Annotated in this window: 11 protein-coding genes; 8 read left to right on the forward strand and 3 right to left on the reverse strand. The window is 51.1% G+C overall.

Features of this window, described 5'->3' with window-relative positions:
• The first annotated feature begins 84 nt into the window (after window positions 1-84).
• Window positions 85-1,329: an exo-beta-N-acetylmuramidase NamZ family protein gene (locus tag BC349_RS17075; RefSeq protein WP_187258003.1), complete on the forward strand. Its 1,245-nt coding sequence runs from the start codon at window positions 85-87 to the stop codon at window positions 1,327-1,329.
• Between the two features lie 72 nt (window positions 1,330-1,401).
• Here the strand turns inward: BC349_RS17075 and BC349_RS17080 are convergent, their stop codons facing one another.
• Window positions 1,402-2,805: a tetratricopeptide repeat protein gene (locus BC349_RS17080; protein ID WP_187258004.1), complete on the reverse strand. Its 1,404-nt coding sequence runs from the start codon at window positions 2,803-2,805 to the stop codon at window positions 1,402-1,404.
• 184 nt (window positions 2,806-2,989) lie between these two features.
• Between BC349_RS17080 and BC349_RS17085 the strand changes: the two genes are divergently transcribed.
• Both BC349_RS17085 and BC349_RS17090 read left to right on the forward strand, forming a co-directional pair.
• On the forward strand, window positions 2,990-3,460 hold the full coding sequence (locus BC349_RS17085) for an Lrp/AsnC family transcriptional regulator (RefSeq protein WP_187258005.1): 471 nt from the start codon (window positions 2,990-2,992) through the stop codon (window positions 3,458-3,460).
• 3 nt (window positions 3,461-3,463) lie between these two features.
• Entirely contained in the window at window positions 3,464-4,447 is a 984-nt protein-coding gene (locus BC349_RS17090; RefSeq protein ID WP_187258006.1) for an EamA family transporter, read from the forward strand.
• 94 nt (window positions 4,448-4,541) lie between these two features.
• Here BC349_RS17090 and BC349_RS17095 read toward each other — a convergent pair whose 3' ends face one another.
• Both BC349_RS17095 and BC349_RS17100 read right to left on the reverse strand, forming a co-directional pair.
• Complete coding sequence (locus BC349_RS17095) at window positions 4,542-6,065, reverse strand: TolB family protein (RefSeq protein WP_187258007.1); 1,524 nt, start codon at window positions 6,063-6,065, stop codon at window positions 4,542-4,544.
• Window positions 6,066-6,139: 74 nt separating this feature from the next.
• Window positions 6,140-9,010: a triple tyrosine motif-containing protein gene (locus tag BC349_RS17100; RefSeq protein WP_187258008.1), complete on the reverse strand. Its 2,871-nt coding sequence runs from the start codon at window positions 9,008-9,010 to the stop codon at window positions 6,140-6,142.
• A 186-nt stretch (window positions 9,011-9,196) separates the two neighbouring features.
• Here BC349_RS17100 and BC349_RS17105 point away from each other — a divergent pair, with 186 nt between their 5' ends.
• From BC349_RS17105 to BC349_RS17125, 5 genes are read left to right on the forward strand one after another with little or no spacing between them, the layout of a single operon-like run.
• Complete coding sequence (locus BC349_RS17105) at window positions 9,197-12,292, forward strand: SusC/RagA family TonB-linked outer membrane protein (protein WP_187258009.1); 3,096 nt, start codon at window positions 9,197-9,199, stop codon at window positions 12,290-12,292.
• Window positions 12,293-12,307: 15 nt separating this feature from the next.
• Window positions 12,308-13,792, forward strand: a complete 1,485-nt coding sequence (locus tag BC349_RS17110; RefSeq protein ID WP_222840215.1) for a RagB/SusD family nutrient uptake outer membrane protein — start codon at window positions 12,308-12,310, stop codon at window positions 13,790-13,792.
• A gap of 24 nt (window positions 13,793-13,816) precedes the next feature.
• A complete protein-coding gene (locus tag BC349_RS17115; RefSeq protein WP_187258010.1) occupies window positions 13,817-15,895 on the forward strand; it encodes a hypothetical protein in 2,079 nt (692 codons plus the stop codon).
• Window positions 15,896-15,906: 11 nt separating this feature from the next.
• Window positions 15,907-16,809: a PKD domain-containing protein gene (locus BC349_RS17120; RefSeq protein ID WP_187258011.1), complete on the forward strand. Its 903-nt coding sequence runs from the start codon at window positions 15,907-15,909 to the stop codon at window positions 16,807-16,809.
• A gap of 15 nt (window positions 16,810-16,824) precedes the next feature.
• A complete protein-coding gene (locus BC349_RS17125; RefSeq protein WP_222840216.1) occupies window positions 16,825-17,865 on the forward strand; it encodes a family 16 glycosylhydrolase in 1,041 nt (346 codons plus the stop codon).
• Window positions 17,866-18,013 lie beyond the last annotated feature (148 nt).

An 18,013-nucleotide genomic window follows, 5' to 3' on the forward strand; every position in this document is an offset into this window, starting at 1 on the left:
GGTGGCGATGGAATGGCCTTGCGCCGGATTCACCCGTCGGGTGCCACCCGACGGGTGAAGGGAGTTTCACCGTATCTTGCCAGGATGAAAAAACTTCGCGGATTGATTGTGCTGCCAGCCATCCTGCTTGCCGGATGTATTTTGATAGACGCCTGTTCACCGGCCGGAAAAGCCGTTGCGGACAACAAGGCGGACAATGCCGGCCGCGTCCTCACCGGCGCCGAGCAAACAGAAAAATATCTGCCCTATCTGCAGGGTAAACGGGTGGGCATACTTGCTAATCCGACCACGGTCATCGGAAAGAAACACCTGGTGGACAGCCTGATGAACCGGGGCATCAACATTGTGAAAGTGTTCGGTCCCGAGCATGGCTTCCGCGGCAAAGCCAGCGCCGGTGCCAAGGTGCAGGACGAAACAGATTCGGCCACGGGCATACCTATCATCTCGCTATACGGACCCAAACGGAAACCATCCGCAGCCGACCTGGCAGATGTGGATATCATGATCTTTGATGTGCAGGATGTGGGTTGTCGTTTCTATACCTATATCAATGTGATGCGCGATATCATGGAGTCCTGCGCCGAAAACAAGAAGGAACTGATGATCCTCGACCGCCCTAACCCCAATGGTTACCTGGTGGATGGCCCGATCCTGGACATGCGATTCAAATCGGGCATCGGCCAGTTCCCGATACCGATTACCCATGGCATGACCATCGGCGAATTCGCACAGATGATCAACGGCCAGAAATGGATGGCCAATAACCTGCAATGCAACCTGAAAATCATTCCGCTGGCAAATTACCGGCACGATATGCCCTATACCTTACCGGTAGCACCATCCCCCAACCTCAACACGCAGCAGAGTGTGATGCTTTATCCCGCCCTCTGCCTCTTTGAAGGAACCATCATCAGCCAGGGACGCGGCACCTACACACCCTTCGCAGTACTCGGTGCACCTGCCCTAAAGGGACAATATGACTATAGTTTCACACCCAGGAGTATAGCGGGAATGGCAGAAACGCCACTTCATATGGACGAAGCCTGCTACGGGCTCAACCTGCTGAACTATGATATAAACGAGATGCGCCGCTCGGGCCGCATCAATCTGCAATGGATGATCGAACTCTATAAGGCCTATCCGATCAAGGAAAAATTCTTCGACCGCAGCTACAGCAAGCAGATGGGCGATATCAATAAACTGGCGGGAACTGATCTCTTCCAGCAGCAGATCAAAGAAGGCAAAACCGCAGACGAGATCCGGGCAAGCTGGGAGCCGGGACTATCAGAGTATAAGAAAATGCGGCTGCAGTACTTACTGTATCCCTGACCGACCAAAGACGGCAGCTGCAAGTAGCTTCCGATGTCTATCGGTGACCATTAAATGTCAATTGACAGTTTCTTAATTAAACCCCTTGATAATGTGCTGCAGCCACTGTTCCAATGACTGTACTGAAGTAGTGAATTCAAATCCCTGCATCAATTCCGATCTGTCCCGCGTATCGCGCAGAAAGACTTCCTTGCTGCCATAGAAGTCTTTATCAATATCCCCCCGGGCATAGGCCTGGTCGAGCAGGGGCCTGAACCGTTCCATGTCCAGAGCACAGGCATATTCAAGGATAGTGTCGGCGAGATAAGGACTAATATCTGCCCCTTTCGCATTGTCGCGGATGATCCAATGCAAAGTATCCTCCCAGATATCCAGCACTTCCTTTTCTTTATCCGGCTCATGCAGGATCACCAGCAAAAGCGAATTCACCAGGTTCGGTGAAGCCCAGTCGAATCTGTAAGAGCGTCGCAATGCAGCTGCCATCTGCGGCAGGTCATCCCGCCCCAACTGCCATCCCACCACAAACATTAATTGTCCCAGCCAGTCGCCCAGCCATCCATCTACCAATTCCTCCTCACTGTCCAGAAACTGCAGCCACTCCTTCAGATCCCCGGGTTCCCTGAGTGCGGCCAGCAGCAGGAAACCTAGTATCACCAGATCAATTTCCTCGTTCTCGTAATAATGGTGGAAAAACTGGAAATTCCGTATTCCATCCCGAATAGCTGCCCGCAGGTCAATCAGCAAGGTCTTGCGGGGCAGGTTAAGCAATGCCATCAAAGCAGGAATATCTTTTTCCTCCAGTTGCTGGTAGAGAAGGTTGATTTCCGGATGATGGAATGGTGGCCTGAGGGGAAGGCCTAACTGACAGCGGGCAAGGTTTTCCAATATGACCCTGGATTCCGGAAGCATTTCCTCCTCGGGCAGGAAAGCATCGATAGCATCGAATATTCTGTCGCAAAAAGGCAATTCTGTCTTGAAATCTTCCATCATCCTAAGAATGGTGTTGATTCGGGAAAAAGCCAGGCTGTTTTCTGCATTGGCCAGCAGCCACTCGATGGCCACTGATTCATATTCTGCCAGTTCGGAAAACTCCACCCTGTGCCGGCCGGGAAACTGTTCCCCGAAATCCTTTTGAAGATCCACGAAGGCTTCGAGTTCTTCCAGGCGATCCGCATCCAACAAGAATTTAGCCTTAAACAAAACGGCGGAAGGATAATCAGGGAAGCGATCCAGTAATTTTTCATTCACCTCCCAGGCCTGTGGCAATTTACCGGAAGAGAGATACACAGCCGCCAGCATATTACCTGCCTGCGGGTAGGCGGGATGGTCCAGCATGAACTCCTTTAACTTATGCACCACCGGCCGACCAAAATAGATATCCTCCAGGATCTCATCATACTCCTCTTCCAGGGAAGGAGGCAACTGGTAACGTGCATCTGTAGGGGAACCATCCTTCACCACAATATAATCAGGCATACTTTTTCCTTTGGCACCAAATTTAAGGCAGGAAAAACTGTTTTCTGGAAGACGCCCGCCCAAAGGGATCAGCATCCATTGCAGCCGGCAATAAACTTGTCAAGCACCAGCCTTTCTTCTAAATTTTATTGCATAAGCAGAATTTTATTCTGTCGATTTTGTAAATTGCCGCATAAACATCAGAATGGAATTCAACCTGGACAATATTGATCTGGCTATCCTGGAGAAAATGCAGGCCAATGCCCGCATTTCCAATGCCGACCTGGCCCGGGAGCTGTCCATGGCCCCCTCCGCCATCCTGGAAAGGGTGAAAAAACTGGAGCAGAAGGACGTGATCCGCCGCTATACCACGGCCATCAACCCGGCGGCTATCCAGCAAAAACTACTGGCCTTTATTTTTCTTCGTTCCTCGGAGGGATTCACCTGCTGCTCCGATACCGCAGCCCAGTTGGCCGCCATCCCCGAAGTGCAGGAGGTGCACCATATTGCCGGCGAAGACTGTTACCTGGTGAAGGTCCGCACCACCGATGCCTCTTCCCTCATGAGCCTGATGCGCTCCAAAATGCAGAAGATCCCCAACATTGCTTCCACCAAAACCACCATCGTACTCGAAACCGTCAAAGAGCAACCCGATTTAGTGATACCAAAAACCTGATTCATGCCAGCAAGCAACACCAAACCAACCCCGGCCCTCGTAGCGATCGCTTTTACCACGCTCTACCTGGTCTGGGGTTCAACCTATTTATTCATCCAGATAGCGGTACACGAGATTCCTGCCCTGGTCATGGGGGCGATCCGCTTTATCATTGCGGGACTGCTTCTGCTGGGATGGTGTATTTACCAGCAGGAAAGGATCTTTGACCGGCAGCAGCTTAGAATAGCCGCCATTACCGGACTGCTCCTGTTGTTTGTCGGCAATGGCGCTGTGATCTGGGCCGAGAAAACCCTGCCCAGTTCACTGGTGGCAGTGTTTATATCAGCCGCACCGCTATGGTTTATCCTGATTGATTTTCCCAAGTGGAAAGAGAACCTTAATAGTCCGGGTACCCTGGCCGGACTTTCCATCGGTTTTATCGGCGTGATTCTGTTATTCTGGGAACAGGCTGCTGCGGTAATGAATGGCACACTGGGGGCAGCCACATTAAGCGGACTCATCATCCTGATCATTGGCTCCATCAGCTGGGCTGGGGGCTCCATTTACAACAAGTACAAGTCGCGCGGATCCGCCACCGTTAGTTCCGCCTGGCAGATGTTGTTTGCCGGTGTGGCATTCTCCTTCGGTTCTGTGGCAACGGGCGAGTGGAAGGGGTTTGAATGGTCTGCCGTCAGCAGCGGTGCCTGGTGGTCGGTGGTTTACCTGATCACGATGGGTTCCCTCGCAGGGTACAGCGCTTATGTATGGCTGTTAAAAGTGCGTCCGGTTACCCAGGTGAGCACCTATGCCTACGTGAATCCTGTGGTTGCCGTATTGCTCGGGGTAATTTTCGCGGGTGAAAAGATGACCGCCCTGCAGATCACGGGACTGGCCATAATTCTCGTCAGTGTGCTGCTGATCAACCTGGCCAAATACCGGAAGGGCAGGGAGCCTTTAAAGGCTGAGGCTGTTCCGCAGTCTGCACAGTTGAAAGAAAAGGCAGCGTAAGGGGTCGAGGGTGTCTGAGGGAAGATGTCTGACGAAAGATGTCTGACGTTTAGTATTACTGAATTCACAGGACGCAAACGTCAGACATCTTTCGTCACTCCAGTTCCTTCGAATTGCTTACAAACGCGATCTGTTTGCTGTCGGGACTCCAGCTGGGGGTATTGATGGTTCCCTGTCCGCCATAGAGGTAAGCGATTACCCGCGGAGCGCCACCGCCAACGGGCATCAGTCGCAGCATTACCCGTTTGTAAAAAGGATGATCACCCGGATCCACTGTATTCGGAAAAGACAGGAACACGATCCATTTATTATCAGGGGAAGGATGCGCAAACCAGTTGTTGTATTCATCAAAAGTGAGCTGCTCCCTGCCGCTTCCATCGGGTTTCATGCGCCAGATCTGCATGGTGCCGCTTTCTGTGCTGTTGTAATAAATCCACTTCCCGTCAGGTGAATATTCAGGTCCGTCTGCCAGTCCCTTTTCCAGGAAAGTCAGCTGGGTTTCCTTTCCACCGGCAATGGATATACGATAAATATTATAAGCCTTCTGGCGGCTCAATCGCTGCGCCGTGTACACGAGTTCTTTCCCATTGGGACTCCACCCATGCAGGTAGGAAGGTGTACTATCCGTTACCAGCTTCGGTTCGCCGCCGGTGACAGGCAGGTAATAAATGGTGCTGCCACCACCCGGCAGGCCATCGCGGTGCGAAGAGATTGCCAGCCATTTTCCATCCATCGAAATCACATGGTCGTTGTTATTGCGGTTAGCCACACCCGTATTGAGTTGAACCGGTTGCCCGCCTGCTAACGGTATCGTATAAATGCCGCCATCCTGGTTGAACAGCAGTTTATTGTCTTTGGTCCAGTTGGGCGCTTCGAAGCGGCCCTTATCCTCGTGCACGATGCGTCTTTTGCCGTCGAAAACATTCATGATCTCCAGGCGGCTGCCCAATACACCATCACGATAACCATTATACGAATCTGTTACTGTTTTCTCGATGCGTACATTCCAGGCCGTGGCCTGCTCTTTCACATCGGCGTTGTGACTGCTGAGGAAGATCCCGGCCAGCACTTCATCGGGCATATCGATGGCATCGGTTCTGCCCACTTCCTGCAGGGGTTCACCGGGATGTGCGACCCGCATAATAAAAACACCACCCAGTCTTTCCAGTTGAATGATCCGGGTGCCGGATTTTCTTGTAAACAATTCGTCCTGCGGATCGCGCATATGAGCGCCCTTCATACGGCGCCATTGCAGCGCCACCATTCCATCGCCATGAACCGTAGCGGTCATATGGGCCGCATCGTCTGTGGTCGCAGCCCGAACCATCCAGCCGGTCTTGCGGTGGGGATCCACACCGGAACCTTCGAAGGCAAAATTGCCTGTCAGGATAAAATCGCCCTTGATCTTCTTATACGCATAATGAAATTCATCGCGGCCGAACCAGATATTGTAACCACCTGCTTCCAGGTGATAAGATTGGTCCCCCGCATGGTAAGTGGCATCGCCCTTTATTTTCGGTTGTCCGATATCGGTATGGTGTTCGAAAATACCCACGGGAGCCTGGGCGGACGTAAATAATTGAGCAGCAAGAAATGCAGCAAGCAGTAAAAATCGCATGGCCTTAACTTTTGGTGTGTTAAGTTACGGTTTTTAATAAGGTTTGACGAAAGACCCAGCCCGCCACCGCATCCTCATTCCACCTGGGAAATCTCATTCAGAAAATCGGTGATGGATTTTTCGGTAGGAAGCTGCAATTTCTTGCGCAGGCGGTACCGGCCGATTTCCACTCCCCGCAGGGAAATATTCAACAGTTGCGCAATCTCCTTGGAAGACATGTTCAACTGCAGGTAGGCGCAAAGCTTCAGATCGTTGCTGGTGAGAACCGGGTATCGCTCCCTGATTTTTTTCAGAAAATCATTGTTGATCTCGTCAAATCGTGCGGCAAACCGATCCCAGCTTTCATGGTTCTTCTCCATATCGCTGACCATCTGCAAGGCTTTCTTCAGACCCATGTTGCCATCACTGCTCTTATACAGTTTCTGCAACTCTTCCTTCACTTTGGCCAGCGCATCGGTGCGCTCCACCAGGTGAAGGGAGGTGTCAGCCAGTTCCTTGTTCTTGTATCTCACTTCAGCCGCCAGCTTTTCGTTGTGTAACTGGATGATCGCTTTTTCACTCTGTTCTATTTCCAGCTGATGCAATATTTCCAGTTGTCGCTGTTTTTCTTCATACTTTAATCTTTGCTGCAACAATTTATGCCGCTGCCAGCGCACCAGCAGGTATATTCCGCATCCAAGCAGTGCGAGGTATAACAGGTAAGCATATACGCTTAGATACCAGGGGGGCAATACAGTGAACGAATAACTTACAGGAGTCGATTCCTGTCCCAGGTTATTCCGGGCTTTCACCCTGAACGTATACTGGCCATGGGTCAGGTTGGTATAGTCTTTTTCCGTTTTTGTGGACCAGTTGCTCCAGTTATTGTCAAAGCCTACTAACTGGTAGCTGTACTCGATAATTCCTGCCAACCCGTATGCGGGCGAACTGAATTCAAAATGAAAGGCATTGAAAGAACTGGGCAGGCTTGACGCAACCGGCTGCCCATAGCCGCCGTAAACTATACTGTCTTTCCCGCCCATTGCGCGTATTCCGCCGAGACTAACGGTAAGGGATAACCGGTTTTTCCGATATTTCCCGGGATTCATGTGTATGAGTCCCTTTTCGGAAGCAATGAATACATTGTTCGCGTTGTACGGATATACCTGTTCAAATCCCGATAATATATGCCCGGTCAGTTCCGGAAAATAGGTGATGCCCGGTTTTGCGCTATCACCCCGGTTCCACTCCACGATACCCAGTTTCTTGCCACTCACAAACCAGATATTACCCGCCCCGTCTTCCTGCAGGTACCGAAGCTCAATATTTCCGAGGGCAGGCTGCAGGAAGGAAGAAGGCACAAATCGCCCACTGGCCGCATCAAATTCATAGGCTCCTTTTTCGGTGGCGAATATGACCCGGTTGCGCACCTTGAAAACATGGTTACCCAGGGATGATGGCAACCCGTCCTTTTCCGTGTACAGGCGGGCTTCATAAGATTGTCCGTCTGCACCCAGAATAATCTGGTAAATACCCCGGTAAGGGTGTGAAGCCCAGATCCGGTTCTCGTGATCAATGGTCAGAAAACGAAGCGATTCATACAATCCCTTCAGGTTGCCCGCATTGGAAAACTGCCCGTTCTGGTAACGCAATTTCTTCAGGCCGGTATAATTCCCTACCAGGATCTCCTCTGCAGGCTGCACCGGAGAAAGGGGTACAAATAACCAGGCGGGCTCGGGTGCCAGTTGCACCGCTTTATCGGCGTCCAGCAGGTAGGTGCCGTAATTGTGTGCCATCAACAATTGCTGGTTCACTTCATCAATGCGCCAGACCTGTCCCCCACTGTTGCGGATCAACGAAAATTCGCCGCGGGAAAAACTCAGGTCCGGCAACCCGGGATCCAATGGCACCTGGTACACGCCATCGGGACTTGCCAGGTAGAGACGGTTGCCAAAAATGCGGGCACCAAAGCCGGCCAGTTCATTTTCGGTATTGGGATGGATGTATTTGATGGCCGAATTGTAGGCGATAAAACTGATTCCGCTGACGAGTCCGGCCCAGAGGTTCCGGTCACGATCCAGGAAAACCGTGATACTATTGTTGTTCTGCAATCCCTCCTTGCGGCTGATTTGCTGTATCACCTGACCCTTTGCGTTGAGGACCACACAACCATGCGAACTGGTTGCCACCACAAACTCCTCTTCGTTCAGGGCCGTGGCCGCGATCAGGTCGGAGGCAAAAAATCCGGGCGGGATGGCGGCATACGCTTGCAGGCTGTCGCCCGACAGTAAAAAAGCCCCATCGCGTAAGGTGAGCAGCAAAATGCTGTCGCGGCCCGTCTGAACCAGGCCATTGAGCGTTTTTCCTATTAAAATCTCCGACCGCTTCAGGGGCTGCCATTGCTGCTGCCGCCATTCCATCAGTCCATTCTGTGCGTCCTGGGCCAGCAGGCGATTGCCCGTTTTTTTCAGGCTGACCCATTCCGAACGGGGCGGATACACCTGCATCTGGCCGTTGTTCCATTCCATGATCCGGTCAAATGCCCGGAAGAAAACAGCCGGTCCCAGGATTTCTATGTCCCAGATATCCGCAAACACCCGCTGGTTGGCGGGTAAATAAGACAGCAGGGAATGGTAGCGCAGGTTGCCGGTGGCATCCGGCTCAAAATAGCCGATTTCCCCCTGTCCGCCGGCATAGATCCGTCCCCGGTCATCCAGGTTAATTGATCTCAGGATGGTTTTATTCGGCAGCGGAAAGACTTTCCAGTAATTACCGTCAAAACTCAGCAAGCCTTCATTATTGGCAAAAAACATTCGGCCGGTACTATCCTGCCGGATATCCCAGGTTTGGTTCCCGCCCAATAATTGCTCCTGGGTATAGTTGATAATCCGGGGCAGGCCGATGGTGTTTTGCGTCCATCCGGTATGAACCCAGGCAAGCAATATGGCCAGCACTCCCCATTTCATGGGATAAACTTAATAAAATCTGCCTGATGTAGTAATGATGTAGTTGATGTTTATTGAAAATCAACCATTTAATTAAACAAGATGTAGCCGTGTTGTAGGCAGTTTCTTTTAACTGCACGAACCTGTTTTTAGTTTTATGCCTTGCCGGGTACCACCCGGAGAATTCATTTAATCAAACGCTTGTTTATGAAAAAAACGACGCTACGGCTTACCATGTTGTATGTCCTGCTGTTCGCCTCCCTTCTGGCCATGAGCCAGGGCAGACAGGTCAGTGGGCGAATTACTGACGAAAAGGGGAACCCGGTTCCCAATGCTTCCATCCTGGTTAAAGGCACTACGCTGGGCACTTCCACCGGCGAGGATGGAAACTTCCAGTTAAACGTTCCGGCTTCCGCCACCATCCTGCAAATCTCATCCCTCAATTTCGAGCCGAAGGAAGTAGCCATTACCGGTACAGTGCTAAACATAACCCTGCAGGCTTCGGGTCGCGAAATGGATGAAGTGGTGGTGGTAGGATATGGCACGCAGAAAGTGACCAAAATATCCGGTGCGGTGTCCACCATCAAAGAAAAGGACATCGAAAAATTGCGGCCCGTGCGGGCAGAAGACGCCATCCAGGGGCGGGCAGCCGGGGTTACAGTGATCTCCCCGGGATCGCCTGGCGCCAAACCCACGGTGCTGGTGCGGGGTATTCCCTCCTATACGGGAACAGATCCCATTGTGGTAGTGGATGGCGCCATCCAGACCCTCGACGACCTGAACTCCATCAACTCGGCCGATATTGAATCAGTCAATATCCTGAAAGATGCTGCCACCACCTCCATATATGGGGTTAAGGGCGGCAACGGGGTAATACTGGTGACCACCAAATCGGGCAAACGCAACCAGAAAACGGAAATTTCCTACGGCGGCAACTACGGCATCCAGGAAGTATTCAGCAAAATCGGGGTATTGAATGCCACCGAATACGCGGCCATCATCAATGAGGGGTCGGTAGCTTCCGGGGGAGACCTGGTCTTTCCGGACCTGTCGGTGCTGGGTAAGGGTACCGACTGGCAGGACCAGATTTTTAAAAATGCCCCCCTGCAATCGCATTCCCTTACGGCAAGGGGCGGTTCCGAGAAAATGACCTATTTCCTCTCGGGCTCCTTCCTGAACCAGGATGGTATCGTGGGCGGCGGCGATAAATCCTTTTTCCGCCGTATTACCGGCACCTCCAACCTCCAATACAATATCACCAATAAATTGCGCTTCACTGCCAACACCAGCTTCGTGAACCTGCGGGGTTCCGGCATCGCGGAAAACGCCATCAACGGGGTAATTTCCAATGCACTCAACTTCGATCCCACGGTTCCGGTGTACAATAACCAGCCGAATACCTATGGACTGTATTCCACCAGTCCATATATCCTGTCGGAGATCATCAACCCCCTGACCCAACTGGCAGATACCTACAATAATTCCAATACCAACAAGCTCTACGGTAAACTGGAATTGCAGTACACCCTGCTGAAAAACCTGACCTTTACTTCCCGTTACGGATACACTTTAACAAATGTAACCGGCAAGAGTTTTACACCGCTTGCCTACTACGGTGCGGGCCATATCAATTCCACCCTTAACGCCGATGGTTCCACGAAGCCGGGCGCACACAATGTGGTGAATGAAAACAAAACCACTTATTACAATTATACCTGGGAAAATTTCGCCAACTACCGGTTTGACCTGGACGATGTTCACCAGTTCGACCTGGTGGCGGGTATGTCGGTTGCCAAAACCACCGGCAATGCCATCCTCGGTTCCCGCCAGGATGTGCCATTCAATTCCTGGGAGTTTGCGGATATTTCTTCTGCCACCGGAACCGCTCCGGCATCCGGACTGGATGTTGGTTCCTTTCAGTATGAGCGAATAAACCTTTCCTATTTCGGTCGCATGAACTACGATTACGACAATCGTTACCTGGCCAGCTTCACCTTCCGCCGCGATGGTTCCTATGCCTTCGGTCCCGATAACAAATTCGCGAATTTCTATGCCGGTTCCCTGGGCTGGATAGTGAGCAACGAGGCCTTCTTTAACTCCAACCTCATCAGTAACCTGAAGATTCGCGGTAGTTATGGCGCTACGGGCAATGAGAACGTGAGTCCGCAATTCCAGCGTATTTCCAACAGCATTTATAGTTATGGCCTGGGACAAAATGCGGGTTATACCTTTGGCAACAACCCAACTTCCATCGGCGCAACTATCTCTTCCTTCCGCAACGATGCGCTGGGATGGGAAAAACAGGTTCAGCAGAACTACGGCTTTGATATCGCCATCTGGAAGAACAAACTTTCGCTGAGTGCCGATTACTACCAGAAAAATATCAGCGGTCTGCTTTTTACACCCACCCTCTCCCTTTACCTCGGAACGGCTGCCTTGCCAACCGCCAATATCGGAACCACCCGTACGAGTGGGGTGGACCTGACACTTAGTTACGGTGAAACCCTCGGAAAGCAGTTCCGCCTGAATACCTATGTGAATTTCACCACTGCAAAAAACGAAGTAACCGAAACCAATAACGGCCTGATCCAGGGAGGATTTTATGGCATACCGGGACAAAGCATCACCCGCTTTGAGAAAGGATTTACACCCGGTTATTTCTATGGATACCAGACCAACGGACTGTTCCAGAACCAGGATGAGATTGACGCGAGTTCCGCACAACCCGGAGCGCAACCCGGTGATATTCGCTTTGCAGACCTCAACAAAGATGGCAGGGTGGATGCCAATGACCGTACACAAATCGGCGATCCCTTCCCAGAGTTCACCATGGGCTGGGGACTGAACCTGGAGTTCAGGGGCTTTGATTTTGCCACTTTCGTATATGCTTCGGTAGGCAATGATATCTACCGCGCATATGAAAGAAACCTGGCCATGACCAATAAATACCGCGGTGTGCTGGGTCGCTGGACCGGCGAAGGTTCCACTAATGATGCCCGTTATCCGCGCTATGCTTTTGTAGATGGCAACAACAATACCCGCGCCTCAGACCGGTATGTGGAGGATGGCTCCTTCATCAAAATCAAGGACCTGCAACTGGGCTATACCATACCTGCGGATTTCCTGAAGAAGGCCAAAATCAACCGCCTGCGCATCTATGCCCAGGTGAAGAATGCCTTCACTTTCACCCGGTATTCGGGATATGATCCGGAGATCTCGGGCGGCATTTTCGATAGTGGTATAGACCGCGGTATCTATCCACAGGCAAGAACCTGGTCAGCCGGACTTGACCTGAAATTCTAACGATAAAATATGAAAATGATGAAACATCGTATATATATCATAGTGGGTATGGCATTATCACTCAGCCTGCCTTCCTGTTCCAAATTTGTTGATTACAGTCCAAGGGAAGATTACCAGATTACTGCGGACGATTATTTCAAGAATGCCGAGGATTACCAGAAAATGCTGGTGGGTGTGTATTCGCCCCTGCAGTGGCTCTATGCCTCGCCCATGATTGGCGATATTGCCTCAGACAACTCGGTTTCCGGGGGAGAAAATGCCACCGATGTGCTGGGATTGCAGCAGATTGACGACTATCGTACTATTCCCATCAACAGTTATCTCACTGAAATCTGGAAAGTATGTTATGAAGGCATCAATCGCGCCAACTACCTCGAAGAGAATAAAAGCAAGCTGGATTTTAGCGCAAAAGACCAGGTATACGGACAGGCATATTTCCTGCGCGCCTATTACTATTTCGAACTGGTGCGCTATTTCGGTGACGTGCCTTTATTTACAGAAAAGCGTTTAGGCGTAGGTGATAGTAAAACCCTGGGGCGTACTCCTAAAGCGGATGTGTATGCGCAGATAGAACTGGACCTCACCAACGCCATTGCGGTTCTCCCCAATACACAGGCGGAGCAGGGGCGGATCACCAAATATGCGGCACAGGCCCTGCTGGGAAAAGTGCTGTTGTACCAGGGAAAATTTGAGGAAGCCGCCACCATGCTGGAAAATGTAGTCAATGGTCCCTTTCAGCTGGTGGAGGACTTTGAATCCATCTTTTTGTCCAGCGGCGAAAACGGTGTTGAGTCTGTATTTGAAATCCAGTACACCAATAACAATCCCTTTTATGACTGGAGCAATCCGGGTCGCGGACAGGGAAATTTCGCCGTACAACACTGTGGCATCAGGAACCTGACAGGTGGCAGTCCATACTCACAGGGATGGAGTGTTAACCTGCCGACAGAAGACCTGGCCAATGCATTTGAAGCGGGCGACAGCCGAAAAGCCGCCACCATCCTGGATATTGAGGCATATAAGAATGCGAATCCGCAGTTTAACATCACCTACCTGGTAGCACCCTATAAGAACACGGGATTGTACAACCACAAGTACCATCCCCGCAAAGGCGAAACATCCGGACAAATTGAATTGAACTACCTGAATAATTTCCGCACCATCCGATTTGCCGATGTGCTGCTGATGGCGGCGGAGGCCAATAACCGCAAAGCCAGTCCGAATACCGCCAAAGCACAGGAATACCTGAATCGCGTGCGCAGGCGGGCATTCGGCGACCTGGCGCATGACATCAATGCCACCGGTACTGCCCTGACGGAAGCCATCTGGAAAGAGCGTCGGCTGGAACTGGCCATGGAAGGCGACCGCTTTTTTGACCTGGTACGCACCGGACGTGCGGCACAGGAAATAGAAGGGTTTGTAGCAGGTAAAAATGATTTGTTCCCGATTCCGCAGGAGGAAGTGGACATCTCTGAGTTGGAACAAAACCCGGGGTATTAATCTTCCATTCAAAACCATTGAAACATGATACGATTTAATCTATATAGTCTGCTTTTACTGCTGGTGCTACTATCCGGCTGTAAAAAAGAGTCATTCGATGAGATAGCATTTGCAGAGAATGTGGCGGCGCCGGATCAGTTGTCGGCCATGTTCAACATTACCCAGGATAATTCGGGTAAGGTGAGCATCTATCCCAACGGAAAGGGCATCGCTTATTTCCTGGTACATTTTGGTGACGGCAACACCAGTCCGCAAAAAGTGCTTCCCGGAAAATCCGTTGACCATATCTATGCCGAAGGCAACTACAATGTGCGGGTGCTGGGAATTGGCGTGAACGGGCTCACCAGCGAAGCCACGCAAGCGCTGACGGTGTCATTTCGTCAACCCGAGAACCTCGACTTTACCGTAGCGATTGATCCCAGTAATCCCTTCCAGGTGAACCTGACCGCGAAGGCCGATTTCGAAACCTTGTTCCGGGTGTATTTCGGGGAAACAGTCAATGAGGACCCGCAATCGGTACTGGAAGGTAATACCCTCAGTTATACCTATGCGAAAACAGGAACCTATACCATCCGGGTGGTGGCACTCAGCGGTGGATCCGCTACATCAGAGCTGACGAAAACCGTTACCATTCTGAATCCACTGTTGCTGCCGTTGGATTTTGAAGCAGCCAACCAGACTTTTGACTTCATCAATTTTGATGGCGGACTGGTAACAGTCATAGACAATCCGAAAGCAGGTGGACTGAATACCTCTCCGCGGGTGGGAAGGATGGTGAAGAACGCAGGACAGCCATGGGGTGGCAGTGTGATCGCCCTGGGGCAGCCGATTGATTTCAGTGCCAACAAAGTATTCCGGATGAAAGTATACTCTCCCCGTGTTGGTGCCAAAGTGCTGTTGAAAGTGGAGAATATTTCCGATGGCGGCATCAACTTCGAAAAGGAAGTCAGCACCACCGTAGCCAATAGCTGGGAGGATCTTGCTTTTGACTACAGCGCCATCAATACGGCCAACAGTTACCAGAAGATCGTACTGATTTTTGAACTGGGAACCGTTGGGGATGGTTCAGAGAATTTTACTTTCTACTTTGATGATATAAGGCAGGCGAACAGTATGCCGGGAACCAATTTGCCGATCAGTTTACCGGTTAGTTTTGACGATCCTTCTGTTAACTATACCGTTACCGATTTCGGTGGAAACAACACCGTTGACGGTGCCGACCCGGTGAATGCGGCCAACAAGGTAAAGATCACCACCAAGCCCAATGGAGCCGAGACCTGGGCAGGTGTCACCATTGGCACCCCCACTGGATTTGCCTCCGCCATTCCCCTGTCTGCCACCGCCACAAAAATGTCGGTGCGCGTGTATAGTCCGGCCGCAGGCATACCGGTACTGCTGAAAATCGAAGACCATACCAACGGTAATATCTCCGTGGAAACCCTTGCCAGCACCACGGTGGCCAATGCATGGGAAACGCTGGTGTTTGATTTCGCCAACCATACTTCCGGCACACCGGCACTCGACCTTGCCAAAACCTATGACAAGGCTTCCATCTTTTTTGACTTCGGCAATGCAGGAAGTGGCAAACAATTCTATTGGGACGATGTACAGATGGCAGGAGGTGGAAGCGCTTCGCTGGTATTACCCCTGGACTTCCAGTCGCCTACGCTGACCTATGCATTTGTTGATTTTGATGGCGGACAGTCGACGGTTATAGACAATCCATTTTCCGGGGGCATCAACACCTCTTCGAAAGTGGGTAAGATGGTCAAGAATGCCGGGCAGCCCTGGGGCGGAAGTTTTATCACCCTGGATGCACCCATAGATTTTTCAGTAAAGAAAACCTTTAAAGTAAAAGTGTACTCACCACGTGCCGGTGCAAAGCTGCTGTTGAAAGTGGAGAACAAGGATAATGGAGCCCTCAACTTTGAAAAGGAAGTAGCCACTACCAAAGCCAACGAGTGGGAAGAACTGAGTTTTGATTACGCTGCCATCAACACCGCCAATGTGTACAACCGGATCGTTTTGATTTTTGACCTGGGCACACCGGGAGATGGTTCCGCCAATTTCACCTTCTACTTTGACGACATCACATTAAACTAAATGACATGATCATGCGAAAAAATATAATTCAGCTACTGTGGCTGTTCGCCCTGGTATCGGGGATCACATCCTGCGAAAAAACCGATTATTCCTTCGGTGAAATAAAAGCTCCGGCCGAACTGGAACTGACGGTCAGCGTGGAAGGAACAGACACCAACAATCCGGATGGAAATGGTTCAGGTTATGTGAACATCGATGCCAGTGCCAGCCACGCCATTACATACAAGGTTGATTTTGGTGACGGCACCTCCAAAATGGTTCCGGGAGGGAAGATTCGCTATCGGTATGGGATCCCGGGAACCAATGAATATGTGGTTACGGTGAATGCCATCGGAACGGCCGGGGTGGTAAGTACCATCAGTAAAAAAATCGCCGTAAACGTCATATTTGAGATTCCAACGGCCATCCTGGAAGCGCTCACCGGAACTGGCAGCAAAACCTGGATCACCGCCAATGATGTGGCCGGGCACATCGGTGTTGGTCCCGCTGCAGCCTTTGACCCCATCTGGTACCAGGCGGCGCCCGATGAAAAAGCCTCTGTGGGATGTCTGTACGATGATGAGATCACCTTTAGCCGGGATGCCAATAACCGGGTGACCATGGTACTCGACAACAAAGGAGCCAGTTTTATCCAGGGCGCTTCTGTGGGTTACTACGGGTTTAGCGGGCCGGAAGAATGTTATGCCCTGCCCACTGCCGGCAGCAAGGCACTGATATTTTCCGATGCCGCAAGTGGGTCAACGCAGGATATCTCCACGCAGATCCAGTTCACCGTACCCGGCGATGGCGTGGTGAATTTTGCCACCGGAAGTAATACCTACGAAATCCTTTCCATAACAGCCACCTCAATGCACCTCCGCACCATTGGCGTGGATGGAAACGCCTGGTATCAGAAACTTAAAGTAAAACCTTAAACAATGTATAGAAATATGAATATCATAATTGCAGGAATGTACCTGTTGATTGCAGCAGGATGCTCCAAATCGAACGACAACGGCGGCACGGATACCGCACCCGGTCAGTTGACCATCTCCAGCACCGTGAGTGCGGATGGAAGCGGATCGGTTAGTTTCGAGGCAAAAGCCAATAACACCACCAGTTATTTTTATGAACTGGGCAATGGGGAAACAGCTACTGCCCCAGACGGTAAATTAACCTACCAGTACAGCAAGCCGGGCACCAACACCTATGTGGTAACCGTAAAAGCCAGTAATGAAGCGGGACAAAGCATTACCAAATCAACACAGGTAACGGTGTCGGTAACACCGAGTGGCAGCGGCCTTATTTGGTCCGATGAATTTGATAATAATGGCGCACCTGACCCGGCGAAATGGGTGTATGATATTGGAAACGGCGCCAACGGCTGGGGAAATAACGAGTTGCAATACTATACCAACCGGTCAGAGAATGTGAGCGTGCAGAACGGTGTACTGAAGATCACCGCCCGGAAAGAGAATTTCAGCGGCAGCAATTTTACCTCAACACGATTGAAGAGCAAGGGTAAGTTTGAATTCAAATATGGCCGGGTGGAGGCAAGTGCTAAATTACCAACAGGGGTAGGAACCTGGCCGGCTATCTGGATGCTGGGGGCCAATATTGATGCAGTGGGCTGGCCAGCCTGCGGAGAGATTGATATTATGGAACACCTGGGCAGGGACCTCAACAATATCTACGGCACTTTCCACTATCCGGGGAGGTCGGGTGGCAATGCGGATGGCAATACACGGGTAATCCAAAATGCCACCACTGCCTTTCACAAATATTCCCTGGACTGGAAACCGGATGTTATCCGAATCTATGTGGATGACCAACTGATCCATTCATTAAACAATTCGGCCTCTGTTCCTTTTAATCATGATTTTTTCCTGCTGATCAACCTGGCCATAGGCGGAAATTTTGCCGGGGCGGTGGATCCGGCCCTGGAGAATGCCAGCCTGGAAGTAGATTATATCAGGGTGTACCGGGATTAATCCCCGGGGTCTTCACGCCTGAAAACAGTTTGACATAACAGCAACACCCGTTATCACTTTGGTGGTAACGGGTGTTGCTGTTATACCTGAGCTCCATCTTGCAATGCCGGAGTTTGGCGGCCGGCAGGCTTTATCCAAATATGAATGA

The organism is Flavihumibacter stibioxidans (assembly GCF_014332695.1).
Classification (GTDB): Bacteria; Bacteroidota; Bacteroidia; order Chitinophagales; family Chitinophagaceae; genus Flavihumibacter; species Flavihumibacter stibioxidans.